18 protein-coding genes are annotated in these 14,443 nt (G+C 61.4%); 15 read left to right on the top strand and 3 right to left on the bottom strand.

The genetic code is table 11. The annotated features are described in order from the left end of the window. Positions 1-41: 41 nt before the first annotated feature. The 3 genes from FAA86_RS02540 to FAA86_RS02530 all read right to left on the bottom strand — a co-directional run bounded on the left by FAA86_RS02540 (position 42) and on the right by FAA86_RS02530 (position 4,550). Complete coding sequence (locus FAA86_RS02540) at positions 42-881, bottom strand: outer membrane protein (RefSeq protein ID WP_136538204.1); 840 nt, start codon at positions 879-881, stop codon at positions 42-44. A gap of 231 nt (positions 882-1,112) precedes the next feature. Then, positions 1,113-3,392, bottom strand: a complete 2,280-nt coding sequence (locus tag FAA86_RS02535; RefSeq protein WP_136538203.1) for a methyl-accepting chemotaxis protein — start codon at positions 3,390-3,392, stop codon at positions 1,113-1,115. A 156-nt stretch (positions 3,393-3,548) separates the two neighbouring features. Further along, positions 3,549-4,550: an LLM class flavin-dependent oxidoreductase gene (locus tag FAA86_RS02530; protein ID WP_136538202.1), complete on the bottom strand. Its 1,002-nt coding sequence runs from the start codon at positions 4,548-4,550 to the stop codon at positions 3,549-3,551. A gap of 151 nt (positions 4,551-4,701) precedes the next feature. Here FAA86_RS02530 and ruvC point away from each other — a divergent pair, with 151 nt between their 5' ends. The 15 genes from ruvC (at position 4,702) to pal (ending at position 14,439) form a co-directional block, all read left to right on the top strand. Then, complete coding sequence (gene ruvC, locus FAA86_RS02525; RefSeq protein ID WP_136538201.1) at positions 4,702-5,214, top strand: crossover junction endodeoxyribonuclease RuvC; 513 nt, start codon at positions 4,702-4,704, stop codon at positions 5,212-5,214. Between the two features lie 55 nt (positions 5,215-5,269). Then, positions 5,270-5,530 (top strand): AbrB/MazE/SpoVT family DNA-binding domain-containing protein, encoded by a 261-nt coding sequence (locus FAA86_RS02520; protein ID WP_136538200.1) that lies wholly within the window; start codon positions 5,270-5,272, stop codon positions 5,528-5,530. Further along, positions 5,511-5,930, top strand: coding sequence for a type II toxin-antitoxin system VapC family toxin (locus FAA86_RS02515; protein ID WP_136538199.1), 420 nt, complete (start codon positions 5,511-5,513; stop codon positions 5,928-5,930). The genes FAA86_RS02520 and FAA86_RS02515 overlap by 20 nt, the downstream gene beginning before the upstream one ends. Positions 5,931-5,952: 22 nt before the next feature. Next, on the top strand, positions 5,953-6,570 hold the full coding sequence (gene ruvA, locus FAA86_RS02510; RefSeq protein ID WP_136538198.1) for a Holliday junction branch migration protein RuvA: 618 nt from the start codon (positions 5,953-5,955) through the stop codon (positions 6,568-6,570). Positions 6,571-6,632: 62 nt separating this feature from the next. Next, on the top strand, positions 6,633-6,914 hold the full coding sequence (locus tag FAA86_RS02505) for an AbrB/MazE/SpoVT family DNA-binding domain-containing protein (RefSeq protein WP_136538197.1): 282 nt from the start codon (positions 6,633-6,635) through the stop codon (positions 6,912-6,914). Further along, positions 6,911-7,306 (top strand): type II toxin-antitoxin system VapC family toxin, encoded by a 396-nt coding sequence (locus FAA86_RS02500; RefSeq protein ID WP_136538196.1) that lies wholly within the window; start codon positions 6,911-6,913, stop codon positions 7,304-7,306. The genes FAA86_RS02505 and FAA86_RS02500 overlap by 4 nt, the downstream gene beginning before the upstream one ends. Further along, a complete protein-coding gene (gene ruvB / locus FAA86_RS02495) occupies positions 7,303-8,343 on the top strand; it encodes a Holliday junction branch migration DNA helicase RuvB (RefSeq protein WP_136538195.1) in 1,041 nt (346 codons plus the stop codon). The genes FAA86_RS02500 and ruvB overlap by 4 nt, the downstream gene beginning before the upstream one ends. A gap of 4 nt (positions 8,344-8,347) precedes the next feature. Further along, positions 8,348-8,857 carry an NUDIX hydrolase gene (locus FAA86_RS02490; RefSeq protein WP_136538194.1) on the top strand — a complete coding sequence of 170 codons (510 nt, stop codon included), beginning with the start codon at positions 8,348-8,350 and terminating at the stop codon, positions 8,855-8,857. Further along, a complete protein-coding gene (locus tag FAA86_RS02485; protein ID WP_136538193.1) occupies positions 8,854-9,426 on the top strand; it encodes a DinB family protein in 573 nt (190 codons plus the stop codon). The genes FAA86_RS02490 and FAA86_RS02485 overlap by 4 nt, the downstream gene beginning before the upstream one ends. 53 nt (positions 9,427-9,479) lie before the next feature. Next, entirely contained in the window at positions 9,480-9,920 is a 441-nt protein-coding gene (gene ybgC / locus FAA86_RS02480; RefSeq protein ID WP_136538192.1) for a tol-pal system-associated acyl-CoA thioesterase, read from the top strand. Between the two features lie 246 nt (positions 9,921-10,166). Beyond that, positions 10,167-10,886, top strand: a complete 720-nt coding sequence (gene tolQ / locus FAA86_RS02475) for a protein TolQ (RefSeq protein ID WP_113458482.1) — start codon at positions 10,167-10,169, stop codon at positions 10,884-10,886. 24 nt (positions 10,887-10,910) lie between these two features. Next, positions 10,911-11,363 carry a protein TolR gene (gene tolR / locus FAA86_RS02470; protein ID WP_113458483.1) on the top strand — a complete coding sequence of 151 codons (453 nt, stop codon included), beginning with the start codon at positions 10,911-10,913 and terminating at the stop codon, positions 11,361-11,363. A gap of 10 nt (positions 11,364-11,373) precedes the next feature. Then, positions 11,374-12,408, top strand: coding sequence for a cell envelope integrity TolA family protein (locus FAA86_RS02465; RefSeq protein ID WP_113458484.1), 1,035 nt, complete (start codon positions 11,374-11,376; stop codon positions 12,406-12,408). Between the two features lie 21 nt (positions 12,409-12,429). Next, positions 12,430-13,734, top strand: a complete 1,305-nt coding sequence (gene tolB / locus FAA86_RS02460) for a Tol-Pal system beta propeller repeat protein TolB (RefSeq protein ID WP_113458485.1) — start codon at positions 12,430-12,432, stop codon at positions 13,732-13,734. Positions 13,735-13,899: 165 nt separating this feature from the next. Continuing rightward, on the top strand, positions 13,900-14,439 hold the full coding sequence (pal, locus tag FAA86_RS02455) for a peptidoglycan-associated lipoprotein Pal (protein WP_113458486.1): 540 nt from the start codon (positions 13,900-13,902) through the stop codon (positions 14,437-14,439). Positions 14,440-14,443 lie beyond the last annotated feature (4 nt).

Genomic DNA, 14,443 nt, shown 5'->3' with positions numbered 1-14,443 from the left:
GGGCCCTTTCGGCATGCGTCACCGAGATCTTCGATGGCGAATTACTTGTAGACCGGCAGTTCCGGCGGCGGCTCATAGGCAACGGGGGTTTCGCAACCACCGAAGACATAACGCGCACCAGCGTGAACGCTGTGGCTGTAGAAGCCCTTGTCATAGCCCGGGCCGCCGTTCGAGGCATAGCCGAACATGTCGCCGCCCATGGTGTGGCGGAAGCGGTAGCCGAGATCGGCCTTGACGTTGCAGGTCACGTCGATCGAGGCACCAGCCATCAGCTGGTAGGCGAAGCGCCAGCTGCCCTTGCCGCCATGTTCGATTGTGGGATCGCAACCAGAACCATCGTCCGCGCAAGACGTGTTGCGAAGCTTGTCCCACTTAACGTAGGAGCCACCAATACCGCCACCAATGTAGGGCGTGAAGTAGGCGTAGGTTCCAAGGTCGACATAAGCATTCGCCATAAGTGTATACGCCTTCATGGCAGCCAGATCACTTGAGGTGCATGGCGTTACCGCGAAACCGCATTCCCCCGTAGTGGAACCCTTAAAGTCAGACTTGAACATATAGTCGAACGTCAAATCGGTGCGCAGGTAGTTGTTGACCTGATAGCCGACACCGCCGCCGACCCAGAAGCTGTCCTTGATCGAGGCAGTGGTGAAATTAGCCTCATCACCACTGTTACCGCCTTGGAAGAACTTGGCACCGCGCATCTTGTTGAAGCTGTAGCCAAGATCGCCGCGCAGGTACCAGCCGGAGGCTTCCGCCACGGCGACTTCCGGAGCGTCGACATAAACGGGCTGCGGTTCGGGCTGATAAACATCTGCAGCATAGGCGGCCGAGCTGGCAAGCAGGGCAAGCGTCGCCGCGGCAAGAATGGTTTTCGTCATGACAGGATACTCCAAGTCCCAGCGTTGTGGCGTCAGGGTGTCCACGCCCGACATCCTGAATTGGCACAGATAATGGAGCGGAAAGGTTAAGTTGGGATTAACTACAGTTCTTAACTCTAACCTTTATCCATTTGCTTACCTTGATACTTGCATCTCCTGGAGATCAAAAGGAAAGGGCGCGGCTCCAAAGGAACCGCGCCCTCTATATCAAACCGAATGCGTGTTTCCGCCTCAGGCGGCCCGCTGGTCGGCCTGGCCTCGCTCGCTGCCCAGATTGAACAGCCCCAGCCGCTGATCCATCTCGGCCGCCTCTCCGGCAAGCCGGTGAATGGCCGCGGTCGTTTCCTCGACCATCGCCGCATTCTGCTGTGTCATCGCGTCGAGCTGGTTCACCGAAGTATTGATGTCAACGAGGGTCTGCGCCTCCTCGCGTGTCGACTCCATGATCTCGCCGATATGGCTGTTGATCGACAACACATGCGAGCCGATACCATCAAGCGCATGCCCTGCTTTTTCAACGAGCTTGACGCCGTGATCCACTTCGCCGCGCGACTTGGACAGCAGATTGGCGATCTCCTTCGCCGCATTCGAGGAGCGCTGTGCAAGCTCCCGAACCTCTTGCGCAACCACTGCAAAACCCTTGCCACTTTCGCCTGCCCGGGCCGCTTCGACACCGGCATTCAGCGCGAGCAGATTGGTCTGGAAGGCGATCTCATCGATGACGGAAACGATCTTGTTGATCTCCTGCGACGAGCCCTGGATCGCCTCCATGGCAGCGATCGTGTCGCGCATGATATGGCCTGACATGGCAGTGTCGTCTTTGGCCGCGCGTGCAATGCGCTCGGCTTCTTCGGCGCGCGCGATCTGCGTCTTCACAGCACTGGTAATCTCCTGGATCGCCGTTGCCGCCTGGGAGATCGCCGCAGCCTGACGCTCGGTCCGCTCCGCAAGCTGATCTGCCCCGGCCCGCATCTCCTCGGACCCTTCGCGCACCGCAACGGAATTCCCGCCGATGCCGCCAAGGGTGGCACTCAGCGTCTCGATTGCCTTGTTGAAGTTCGAACGCAGCCCCTCCAGATCGGCGGGGAAACGCTGCTCGATCCGGAACGCCAGATCCCCGGCGGCAAGCCTGTCGAGCCCCAGATCGAGCGTCTCGACGACCTCCTGCAGGGTCCGTGCCTCCTGATCCCGCTCTTCCATCCTCTGCCGGCGCTCGTCTTCCGCACGGGCGCGTTCCTCCCGGCGCTCGACCGATAGTCTCTGCTGCTCGATGAGCGCCTGACGGAAGCGCTCGAGCGCGCGAGCCATGCTGCCGATCTCGTCGCGACGCTCCTGGTTTTCGACAGACTGATCGATCTTGCCGTCGGCCACGGCTCCCGTGAAGGCGACAAGGCGCTCGAGCGGTGCAAAGAGCCGGCGCGTAAAGGCCCAGGTGGCAGCAGCAAGCACGCAGAGTGCAACGAGACCGGCCATGAAGAGAATGGTGGCGATGCGAACCGAACCCTGGGCCAATTCCGCTTGCGTGAGGCTCTCGGTGACAATGAATGTCTGGTCACCGAAGCCGATCTGTCGACCATAAATGAGCGCCGGCCCCTCGACCCTCTCACCCGGCTGTACGGCAACACCGTCACCCGAGGCTGCGAAATCGGCACGGATATCGGTGAGCTTTCCGGAAGCGTCGAGCGCGATGCCGGTTCCTTCGCCAGAGAGAATGGCGGCCTGCTGGCTGCTGCCGGCGACAATGCCCTTGGACAGAAGGTTGACGAAGACCTCCGCCTTCACCTGGAACATCAGGCTGCCCTTGAAGCCCCCGAGCTTGACCAGCGGGACGGCAAAATAGATGTCCGGCGCGTTGGCATCCGCCCCCACGGAAAGGCCGGAGAAGTTCACGCCGACGACATCATCGACGGAGTTTGCGGCCGCCTCGGCGGATTTCTGGTAGACGCGGCCGAGCCCTGTCTCTGCCAGAGTGCCTCCGGTGATATTTTCGCCGAAGGCAGGGCCCTTCTTGTAGGAATAGATGACGTTGCCGTTCTGATCGGCAATCAGCATGTCGCTGAAACTGGTCCCGGCAAGATAGGCCGCGACCTGGGTCTGCGTCGTCTCATGCGTGGAGTAATAAAAGCCGCTCGGCCCTTCAGGCTTGATCAGCTTCTCGCGTTCACCAGCCGGATTGGGGTTTTCGGTGACGAAAATCCGCTGCAATTCCGCTTTGGCGTCACCGGTGCTTTTCGTGATCGTATTCCAGCCGCTTTTCAGGCCGGTCAGCGACTGCTGCAGCGTTTCGATCTTGGCGATCGAGGCCGCCTGGTTCTCCAAAGCCTGCAGTTTCTCGGTCAGAAGGTCGCCGCGGAAGATCAGCGTGCTGGCCATGGCCTTCTCGGTCTGCTCGCCGAACAGCTGGTTCGAACTGCGATAGGCAAAGACGTTGAGAAGCGCCACGGTGACGAAGGTCAGTACCAAGAAGACGGCGATGACCTTGAAAGAAAGCGAATGGATGCGAGCTGTCATGACTGTTCCCCCGGATGACCCGGCAGAGCCCGGCCTCCGTCACATTATCGATCCATCGCAAATCACGACGGATTCCCCAATTATGCGGAAACAATCACCCTCAGCTCTTAAGCGCTCGTAAAAAATTCCGGCGAAACCCCGTAATATGAGGGGGCCTCAGACCGCCTCCCTGACGCCTTCTCGCAAGCCGGCAAAGAGCTCGACAGACCGGATGCGGGCCTCTAGATCATGCACCGGTGTCGATACGATGATCTCATCGGGCCGCACCTCGGCGATGAAGCGGGACAGCTTGTCGGCTGCGGTCTCCGGCGATCCGACGATCGCGTAGCGCAGTGTGTGCTCGACACCGATACGCTCCATTTCCGTCCAGAAGCCGTCCATCGTCTCGACCGGTCTCGGGAACTGTCGGCGGATATTGCGCCGCAGATTGACGAACTGCTGCTGCGCCGACGTGAAGAGATGCTCGGCCTCCCGATCTGTGTCGGCAATCGCCGCCATCGTGCCCACCATGACATAGGGCTTCTGTAGCGCCGCCGACGGCTGGAAGCGCTCGCGATAGATGGCTACAGCATCGAGAAGCTGATCGGGCGCGAAATGCGAAGCGAAGGCATAAGGCAGACCAAGCGCAGCCGCGAGGTGAGCGCTATAGAGGCTGGAACCCAGAAGCCAGATCGGCACATGACTGTTCATGCCAGGTACGGCAATCAGGCCGCCCTCCTCGTCCGGCTCGCCCATCAGCCGCTGCAGTTCGAGGATGTCGTGAGGGAAGCTTTCAGCGCCCGCTTCCATATTACGCCTAAGGGCACGAGCGGTCCGCATGTCGGTCCCTGGCGCGCGGCCAAGACCAAGTTCGATGCGCCCGGGATAAAGCGCCTCCAGCGTCCCGAACTGCTCGGCGATCACGAGCGGCGAGTGGTTGGGCAGCATGATGCCGCCGGATCCCACACGGATGCCCTCCGTCCCGGCTGCGACATGTGAAATGACGAGCGAGGTTGCGGCGCTGGCAATGCCGGGCATACCGTGATGCTCGGCCAACCAGAACCGGCGATAGCCATTCTTCTCGGCGGCCTGCGCAAGGCTGCGCGACGCGTCCAGCGCCTCGCGCACGGAGTGTCCCTCGGCAATTGGAGAAAGGTCGAGAATGGAAAACGGTATCATGGCGGCGGTCCTGTTCGATGCTTGCACCTTATGTAGTCAGCCCTGGAGGGGCACCCAAGAGGCCATTGTAATAAAATATAATCACCGCGGATGTTTTTGCTTTGTTCACATTTGACTGGCACACCTGCCGGGAACTGAATTAGGATTTCCCATGACTTCCACGATTCGCATCATCGGCATAGATCCGGGCCTCCGCCGCTGCGGCTGGGGCATCATCGAGACGCTCGGAAACTCGCTGCGCTTTGTCGCCTCCGGTACCGTAACCTCGGACGGCGACATGGACCTCGCCTCGCGTCTTTGCCAGCTTCACGATGGCCTCGCAGAGGTCGTCCACAGTTATAAGCCGGATGAGGCGGCGGTCGAGCAGACTTTCGTCAACAAGGACGCGGTCGCCACACTGAAGCTTGGTCAGGCCCGTGGCATCGCCATGCTGGTGCCGGCCCGCGCAGGCCTCCGGGTCGCCGAATACGCGCCCAACGCCGTGAAGAAGGCCGTAATCGGCGTCGGCCACGGCGAGAAACAGCAGATCCACATGATGCTGAAGATCCTGATGCCGAAGGCCGAATTCAAGGGCAACGACGCCGCCGATGCGCTCGCCATCGCCATTTGCCACGCCCACAACAGAGGCGGCGAACGTATGCGCCAGGTTCTGGCGTCAGCGTGATTTGTTCTTGACTTGTTCCGGGGCGGCCGGTAAGTAATACTTGAGAGGTATTACAATGCGTGTCACCGAAAAAGGCCAAGTTACAATCCCTAAGCAAGTCCGCGATCGTCTGGGCATAGCGCCAGGATCAGACGTTGATTTCGTTGTGGTCGATGCGGGCGTGATGCTCGTTAAAAATGCCGACGCAAAGGACACCTTCCGGGACTTTGACGAGTGGGCACAAAGTGTTGAAGGCACTTTCGATACAGATGGCATGACGGCCGACGAATATGTCGACTGGCTGCGAGGCCCCCGCGATGACCTCGACCCTCGTTGATACAAATACGCTGATTGACGTGCTCGGCCCGAACAGCTCCACGCGGGCTTGGTCGCTCCAGGCACTGAAGCAATGCTTTGAGGAAGGCGAACTGGTGATTAACCCAATCATCTGGGCTGAGCTTGCCGCCTCGCCGCTCAGTGAACAGCAACTCTCGGCAACGCTCGACTGGCTGAATCTGAAGAAGGAGCAATTCTCTTACGAGATCGCCTTCCGAGCGGGCAAAGCCCATCTTCAGTACAGGCGCAATGGTGGACAGCGAGAGAGAACCTTGCCGGATTTCTTTATTGGCGCCCATGCCACATTTAGATCGCACCGACTCCTGACGCGGGATCCAGCGCGCTATCGCAGCTACTTCGCCGACCTCGACATCATCTCCCCCGAAACCCATCCGCTGTAACGCGACAGCCACGGACCTTCCCATGATCGGCAAACTCAAAGGCACCATCGACGAAATCGGCGATGACTACGTCCTCGTTGACGTCCACGGCGTCTGTTATGTCGCGCACTGCTCGGCGCGAACGCTGTCGCGCATCGGCTCGGCCGGTGAGGCCGTCGTCCTCTTCATCGAGACCTATGTCCGCGAAGACCAGTTGAAGCTCTTCGGCTTCATGAGCGCGCTGGAGCGAGAATGGTTCAACCTCTTGCAAAGCGTGCAGGGTGTTGGCGCCAAGGTGGCGCTAGCAGTGCTTTCGACGCTCACCCCGTCGGAACTGGCCAATGCCATCGCGCTCCAGGACAAGGCGGCGATCTCGCGCGCACCCGGCGTGGGTCCGAAAGTGGCACTTCGTCTTGTCACCGAATTGAAGAACAAGGCTCCTGCCTTTGCCGGCGAGGCCTCCGCCAATATCGGCCTCAAGCAGGAACTCGGCGAAGGCGTCGCCTCCGCCCCGGTCGCCGATGCCGTCTCGGCCCTTACCAATCTCGGCTATTCCCGCGATCAGGCCGCCAATGCCGTGGCCGCAGCGCTGAAGAACGGCGGCGAGGGGGCAGACAGCGCCAAGCTCATCCGGCTGGGGCTGAAGGAGCTGTCGCGGTAGGAATTGGTGCGACATCAGAATACTGCTACACTTATCGTAGGAATTACTTGAGGAGGTAAGAAATGGGTGCAATGACCGTCATGACCTCCAAGGGTCAGATCACGATCCCGAGTGAAGTGAGAGACTCATTGAATTTGGCACCGGGCACCCGGTTCTATGTGGCCGCCCGCAACGGTCATGTCGTCGCGATCCCCAAGAACAAGAACCTGATGGATCTCGCTGGCATGTTCAAAATGCCTCCAGGTACGAGCTTGAGCATCGACGACATGGAGACCGCCGTTGCGGAGGCTGTGGCCGAGGATGACCAGCGCATCCGCCGCGAAACTACAGAGCGGTTGAAGTGATCGGGGTCGACACCAACGTTCTCGTCCGATTTCTTGTCGAGGACGATCCGCTGCAACATGGTCTTGCGCGCGACTTCTTCTCAAAACGAAGCGCAGAGGACCCGGCCTTTGTCAGCGCGATTGTTATCGCAGAGACGGTATGGGTGTTGCGTCGGAACTTGAAGCTGTCCGCGTCGACCGTTAGCAACCTCGTCCAAAATCTACTAGCAGCAGATCGCCTCGTGGTGGAGTTTACCGAAGAACTAGATGCGCTCCTTTCTGGAGACTTGCCCGAAACGGATATCGCGGATTACCTGATTGCCTGGTCCGCGACGCGGGGAGGCTGCCAGAAAACTGTAACCTTCGACAAGACTGCGGCTGCAGCAATACCCGGCATGGAACTTCTCGCATGATGACCAACAACCCGATCCTGACGCCGGAAAAGCGCGGGGAAGATCTCGATGCAGCACTGCGCCCGCAGACGCTTGACGACTTCACCGGCCAAGCGGAGGCGCGCGCCAATCTGAAGATCTTCATCGAGGCTGCGAAGAACCGGGGGGAAGCACTCGATCACGTGCTCTTCGTCGGCCCGCCGGGGCTCGGCAAGACGACGCTTGCCCAGATCATGGCCAAGGAGCTCGGCGTCAACTTCCGCTCGACCTCGGGCCCGGTGATCGCCAAGGCCGGTGATCTCGCCGCACTTCTGACCAATCTCGAAGAGCGCGACGTGCTCTTCATCGACGAAATCCATCGCTTGAGCCCCGCCGTCGAGGAAATCCTCTATCCGGCCATGGAGGATTTCCAGCTCGACCTGATCATCGGTGAAGGCCCTGCCGCCCGCTCCGTCAAGATCGACCTCTCCAAGTTTACGCTGGTCGCCGCCACCACCCGTCTCGGCCTGCTGACGACGCCATTGCGCGATCGCTTCGGCATTCCGGTCCGGCTCAACTTCTATACCGTCGAGGAGCTGGAATCGATCGTCCGCCGAGGCGCGCGACTCTTGAACCTGCCGATGACCGAAGACGGCGCCCGCGAAGTCGCCCGCCGCGCCCGCGGCACGCCGCGCATCGCCGGACGACTGCTCCGCCGCGTCCGCGATTTCGCAGAGGTGGCCCGCGCCGAAGCAGTAACCCGCGAGATCGCCGATAAGGCGCTTACAAGGCTGAATGTCGACAACATGGGTCTCGACCAGCTCGACATGCGCTACCTCTCGATGATCGCCGTCAATTTCGGCGGCGGCCCTGTCGGCATAGAAACCATCGCTGCGGGCCTCTCGGAGCCGCGCGACGCGATCGAGGACATCATCGAACCCTACATGATCCAGCAGGGCTTCATCCAGCGCACCCCCCGTGGCCGCGTGCTCACGGCGACCGCCTGGAAGCATCTCGGCATGACGCCGCCCAAGGATCTGGAAGCTGCCCAATTCCGGCTGACGCTCGAGGACGAATAAGGCCGTGTCCAAACGCACCCTCATCACCATCAAGGACGGCAAGCGGCGGTTCAACCATCGCATCGCCGGCCTTGCCTTCCGCGACGGTCATGTACTGGTGCACCGCGCGACCCATGAGACCTTCTGGACCTTCCCCGGTGGCCGCGCCGAAATCGGCGAGACCTCGACGGAAACGCTGGTCCGCGAGATGCAGGAGGAACTAGGCGTCGACGCCGTGATCGGCCCCCTCCTCTGGATCGTCGAGAACTTCTTCGACTACGAGGGCAAGGCCTGGCATGAGCTCGGCCTGTACTATCGCATGGAGATCCCTGTCTCCTTCCCTTTTCATGAAAGCGAAATCATCCACCGCAACGAGGATGGCAAGAACAGCCTCGAGTTCAAATGGGTCCCGGCAACGCAGGAAGCGCTGATGGCGCTCGACATCCCGCCCTATTTCATCGCCGACGAGATCGAATCCCTGCCGACCTCGCCGAAGCATATCGTCTGGCACGATGGAGATCTGGACAACAAATGACCGACCCGCGCCGCAGCTTCATCAAACTTGCCTACAACAACAGGCTCGCCAATGAACGGCTGCACCAAGCGGTCTCCATGCTCCAGCCGGGCGAATTCGAAGCAGCGCGCGCTGGCTTCTTTCCGTCGATCCAGGCGAGCCTCAATCACATCCTGGTCATTGACTGGTTCTACGTGGATGCCCTCGAAGGCGGCAGACTGGGACCGAAAGCCTGGGCCAATCAAATCCCGTTCCCCCATCCCGAAGACCTGCGTAAGGCGCAGGCGGCCGTGGATCAGCGGCTCCTGAACTTCTGTCTCTCGCTTGATATCGACGCCCTGGCGAGCGAGGTTCAGATCCACAGGAGCACCCGCATTCAGACAGAACGGATGGACGATGTCTTGAGCCATCTCTTCCAGCATCAGACGCATCATCGGGGCCAGGTCCATGCGATGCTGTCCGGCACCAGCGTCTCCCCTCCGCAACTCGACGAATTCATCGTGGCCGACGATGCCGGGTCTCGGTCCTTAGAAATGCAGCGGCTTGCGATCACCGAGGCCGAGCTGATGAGGCTGGACAGATCAACCTGACCTGGGCTAGCCACCGGGCCTCAGCAAATGAAGATCGATCGGCAGGACGAGGCATGACGACACTCCAGCACCCGCTCGCGGGCGAAATCATCGACGGCGTGCACCACCTCATCCAGCGCGTCTACTATGAAGACACCGACTTCTCCGGCGCCGTCTATCACGCCCGCTATCTGCATTTCATGGAGCGCGCCCGCACGGATTATCTGCGCTGCCTCGGCGTCGAACAGTCCAATCTCTTCGCAAGTTCGGACGAAGGCCTCGCCTTCATGGTCCACCGCATGGAGATCGACTTCAAGGCCCCTGCCCGCATGGACGACATCGTCACGGTTTCGACCCGCACCGAGAAGGCCGGCGGTGCCAAGATGATCCTTCAGCAGGAGATACGCCGAGGCGACCAGTTGCTGATTGCAGCGAAGGTCATCATCGCCGTCGTCAACCGCCATGGCAGGCCGCGTCGCCTTCCCGAAGATCTCGCAAGACAGTTCCTCGCCTGACTTCACAAAGCCCTGATCTCCGCCTCCGGTAACCCCTTTTTAACCTTAATCGGGTCTTACTCGACGCTTGGAAGATTGTGCAGCGCACGCCTTCCTTTGACCAAATTTTCATCCCAGAAGCACACTGGGAGCTAAGGCGGGAAAAGGGTTTCGGCGGCTGCGACCGCACAAGTTTTCCACCAGTAGAGCTCATGTCGCCGCCCGGTCCAACCCACCGGGCGTTTGGATTTCGGGGAATTGAAGGCGATGGAACAAGTTGGAATGGCTGCAGCGACGCATGACGTGAGCCTCTGGGGCCTGTTCATGCAGGCAGGCCTGATCGTCAAGCTCGTCATGATCGGTCTTTTGGCCGCCTCCGTCTGGACCTGGGCCATCGTCATCGACAAATACCTGAGCTACGCCCGTGCGCGCCGCCAGTTCGACCAGTTCGAACAGGTCTTCTGGTCCGGCCAGTCGCTCGAGGAGCTCTATCGCACGCTCGCCGAACGCAACAATACCGGCCTTGCCGCCATCTTCGTCGCCGCCATGCGCGAATGGAAGAAGAGCTTCGAACGCGGCGCCCGCTCGCCGATCGGCCTGCAGATGCGTATCGACCGCGCCATGGATGTGACCATGGCCCGCGAGTCCGAGACGCTCGAATCGCGCCTGTCGTCGCTTGCGACCATCGGCTCGGCCGGCCCCTTCATCGGCCTCTTCGGCACCGTCGTCGGCATCATGACGTCCTTCCAGGCGATCGCCGGCTCGAACAATGCCAGCCTCGCAGTCGTCGCACCGGGTATCGCGGAAGCGCTGCTCGCAACCGCCATCGGCCTGATCGCCGCTATTCCCGCGGTTATCGCCTACAACAAGTTCTCCGGTGAAGCTGGCAAGCTTTCGGCCCGTATGGAAGGCTTCGCAGACGAATTCTCGGCCATCCTGTCGCGCCAGATCGACGAGAAGCTGCAGCCCCGCCAGGCGGCGCAGTAAGGCCCGGAGAGCAGGAGACGCATCATGGGTATGTCGGTCGGATCAGGAAGCAAGGGTGGCGGACGCCGCGGTCGCCGTGGCGGCAAGAAGGCCCTTGTCAGCGAAATCAACGTGACGCCCTTCGTCGACGTCGTTCTCGTGCTGCTGATCATCTTCATGGTCGCCGCCCCGATGATGACTGTCGGCGTGCCGATCGATCTGCCGCAGACCCAGGCCAAGGCGATGAGCAGCGAAAACCAGCCCATCACCGTCTCGGTCAATCCGGAAGGCGAAATCTACCTGCAGGAAACGGCGATCCCGATCGAGGAAGTCGTGCCGAAGCTGCAGGCGATCGCCACCACCGGCTACAACGAACGCATTTTCGTGCGGGCCGATACCGCCGCCACCTATGGCATCGTCATGCAGGTCATGGCGCGGATCTCGTCCGCCGGTTTCACCAATATCGGTCTCGTGACCTTGCAGGAACAGCAGAACTGATCGGACGGACATGAAGGGCAGCCTCTTCACATCCTCGTTTCTGCACACACTGGCGCTCTCGGCGGCGCTGGTGAGCCTCGGCTCGCCTGAAAAACTCGAGATCGCCCCGATGGAAACCCTTCCGGTGGACATCGTCCCGATCGAAGAGTTCACCCAGATCCAGCAGGGCTCCAAGACCGCTCCCCTGGCGGAGACATCCGCCCCCGTCCCGACGAAGAAGCCGCCGATCGCCGAGCCGGCCGAAAACTTCGGCGACAACGAAGTCGATCTGAAATCGCCCCCGACACCGTCGCAGCGCCCGGTCGAGCAGGAAGTCGCCGCCGCACCGAAGAAGGTGGAGACACCCGCGCCCGAGCCTGATCCGCAGGCCAACGAGGTGAAGGAGATCGTCAAGGAAGACACGGCCCCACCGCCAGAGCCGGAGACACCGCCAGCCGAAGAGGCGCCGCCGGAAGAGACGGTTGCCGAAGAAATCCCCCTGCCCGAGCAGGCGCCGATCCCGGCTGCCCGCCCGCAGCCCGAGATTGCCAAGCCGGCCGAAAAGAAGCCCGCTCCGAAGCCGGATGCCAAGAAGGACACCAAGGCCCAGGAAACGGCGAAGTCGAAGCCGCAGATGGAAAGCGACTTCAACGCCGATGAAGTGGCGGCCCTTCTTAACAAGACGGATGCGGCCGGCGGCGGCGCGAAGCGCTCGACGGCGCCCGAATCGCTTGGCGGCAGCACCAATACCGGCGGCTCGAAGCTCAGCCAGAGCGAACTCGACGCGCTTCGCGGTGTCATCCAGGAAAACTGGCTGATCACGCCGGGCATGGCGGATGCTGCTGATGTTCGTATCCGCGTGACCTTCCGCCTCGATCAGAACGGCGCGCTCGTCGGCGAACCCGAAGCAACTGCCACCGGGGGCTCGCCGTCTGCCCAGCAGGTTCTCATGAGCGGTGCCGTGCGCGCCGTCCGCAAGTCCGCCCCCTTCACCAATCTGCCCCCGGACAAATACGACGCTTGGTCTGAAGTTGTCGTCAATTTCGACCCCAGCGAACTGATGTAAGAGCTGAAAGGCTTGGTAAGCATGAAAACTCTCCTCCTCCGCATTCTGCTGGTCTGTGCCGGCATGGCAGGTGCCTTCGTGGCACCCGCAAACGCAGCCGTTGAAATCAACATCAACCGCGGCAACGTTCAGCCGCTCCCGATCGCGATCACCGACTTCGTCTCTGCCGATGGCATCGGCGCTCAGATCTCCGCCGTGGTCGAAGCCGACCTGAAGCGTTCGGGCCTCTTCGCGCCGGTCAATCGCGCCGCCTTCATCGAGAAGATCCAGAACCCCGATCAGGCACCGCGCTTCCCCGACTGGACCGCGCTGAAGGCGGAAGCCCTCGTCGTCGGTCGCATCGCTCGCGAGCCCGATGGTCGCCTGCGCGCCGAATTCCGCCTCTGGGACACCTTTGGTGGCCAGCAGATGACCGGCCAGCAGTTCTTCACCGACCCGAAGAACTGGCGCCGCGTCGCGCACATGATCGCCGACGCGATCTATGAGCGCATCACCGGCGAAAAGGGTTACTTCGACACCCGCATCGTCTTCGTTTCCGAGTCCGGCCCGAAGACCGACCGCAAGCGCCAGCTGGCCATCATGGACCAGGACGGCGAGAACATCCGCATGCTGACCAACAGCAACGACATCGTTCTGACGCCGCGTTTCTCGCCGAGCCGTCAGGAAATCACCTACATGTCGTTCGAAGGCCAGCAGCCGCGCGTCTATCTCCTGCAGCTGGAAACCGGCGCACGCGAAGTCGTTGGCAATTTCCCCGGCATGACCTTTGCGCCGCGCTTCTCGCCGGATGGCCAGCGCGTCATCATGAGCCTCCAGCAGGACGGTAATGCCAACATCTACACGATGGACCTGCGTTCGCGCACGACGACAAGGCTCACCAACACGGCAGCAATCGACACCTCGCCGTCCTACTCCCCCGATGGCAGCCAGATCGTATTCGAAAGCGATCGCGGCGGTCGCCAGCAGCTCTACGTGATGGGAGCCGACGGTTCCGGCCAGCGCCGCATCTCCTTCGGCGACGGCTCCTACTCCACCCCGGTCTGGTCTCCGCGCGGCGACCTGATCGCCTTCACCAAGCAGTCGGGCGGCAAGTTCTCGATCGGCGTGATGAAAACCGACGGTTCGGGTGAGCGCATCCTGACTACGGGCTTCCATAATGAAGGCCCGACCTGGGCGCCGAACGGCCGCGTCTTGATGTTCTTCCGTCAGAACGCCGGTGCCGGTGGTCCGCAGCTCTACTCGATCGACCTCACCGGTTACAACGAGCAGCTGGTCCGCACGCCATCCTTCGCCTCCGACCCGGCCTGGTCGCCGTTGATGGAATAGTGATCGAAAAGAGGCGCATTTGCGCCTCTTTCTCGCCGCAAAGGGCGGTCAATCGCCCTATCCGGCACGTGATTTGACGGTTTGTTAACCACGATTGTTTGAAGCCGGTTAACCGCGATTGGTTATGGTCCGGCAACCCTAACAGAGAATTCAAGGAGACCGGCGATGAGCCGCATTCAATCCCCGGCCAAGAGCCGTCTGCAGAAAATGGCAACCAACCCCGCCATGGTCGCATTTGCCGTGGCCCTCGCCCTGGCAGGCTGCGCCAACAAGAAGAACCTGCCCAACAGCGCCGGCGAACTTGGCCTCGGTGCCGGTGGCGCAGGTGCAGCAACGCCGGGCTCTTCGCAGGACTTCACGGTCAATGTCGGCGACCGCATCTTCTTCGACACCGACTCCACCGCGATCCGCGCCGACGCCGCCCAGACGCTCGACCGTCAGGCTCAGTGGCTGCAGCGTTATCCGAACTACGCCATCACGATCGAAGGCCATGCCGACGAACGCGGCACGCGCGAATACAACCTCGCGCTCGGCGCCCGTCGTGCCGCTGCCACCCGCGACTACCTCGCTCAGCGCGGTGTACCGGCGCAGCGCATGAAGACCATCTCCTACGGCAAGGAACGTCCGGTCGCCGTCTGCGACGACATCTCCTGCTGGTCGCAGAACCGCCGCGCCGTCACCGTTCTCGGTGGCGCCGGCATGTGATCCG

Source organism: Rhizobium rosettiformans W3, assembly GCF_004912135.1.
GTDB classification, from domain to species: domain Bacteria; phylum Pseudomonadota; class Alphaproteobacteria; order Rhizobiales; family Rhizobiaceae; genus Allorhizobium; species Allorhizobium rosettiformans.
Note: the sequence above shows the minus strand (reverse complement) of the source record. Positions and strands in the feature narration are given on the sequence as shown.